This is a genomic window from Methylobacterium sp. BTF04 (assembly GCF_010692745.1).
In the GTDB taxonomy this organism is placed as follows: domain Bacteria; phylum Pseudomonadota; class Alphaproteobacteria; order Rhizobiales; family Beijerinckiaceae; genus Methylobacterium.
This window is the reverse complement of the sequence record NZ_JAAHTB010000258.1, coordinates 1-504: the sequence shown is the minus strand read 5'-3', so window position 1 is coordinate 504 and position 504 is coordinate 1. Positions and strand designations below refer to the sequence as shown.

Below are 504 nucleotides of genomic sequence, written 5' to 3'. Positions count from 1 at the left end.
GTCGGACGTTCGAGTCGTCCCAGGCCCACCATTTTGGTGGGTGCCTCAGGCGCCGGCGGCGACGTGCGTCGCCTTAGGCTTTCCGCGCATCGGCGCGGGCGGCCGGTCGGCCTTGCGAGGCTTTGCCTCGGTTTTCCCCGTGCTCCGATCCCACATCGTTTGGGGCTGTAGCTCAGCTGGGAGAGCAGTTGCTTTGCAAGCATCAGGTCGTCGGTTCGATCCCGTCCAGCTCCACCAGTTTGTCATGACCCGCAGCCTTACGGCGCGACGGCGACAAACGGGCGAGGGTGTGACTCCGGAAAAACAAGTTTGCAGAGAGCAGGGGCCAAAATCCCGCTCGATGCGAAATCGACATCGTTTAGAGGGAATGTGGCCGTTGTGGCAGCGAAAGCTGATCCAGTTCGGTCATGTTCGGCAAGCATAAGATTTTTTGATCTGAAAGGGTCAAGAAATCGGTCTTTTTGTTTTTTTGACCGTGTCGTTCGACCGGAGCCGCTTTGCAGC

Annotated in this window: 1 tRNA gene; it reads left to right on the top strand. The window is 58.7% G+C overall.

Annotated elements, in window-relative coordinates:
- The first annotated feature begins 161 nt into the window (after window positions 1-161).
- Window positions 162-237, top strand: a tRNA-Ala gene (locus tag G3T14_RS24605).
- The last annotated feature ends 267 nt before the right edge of the window (window positions 238-504 follow it).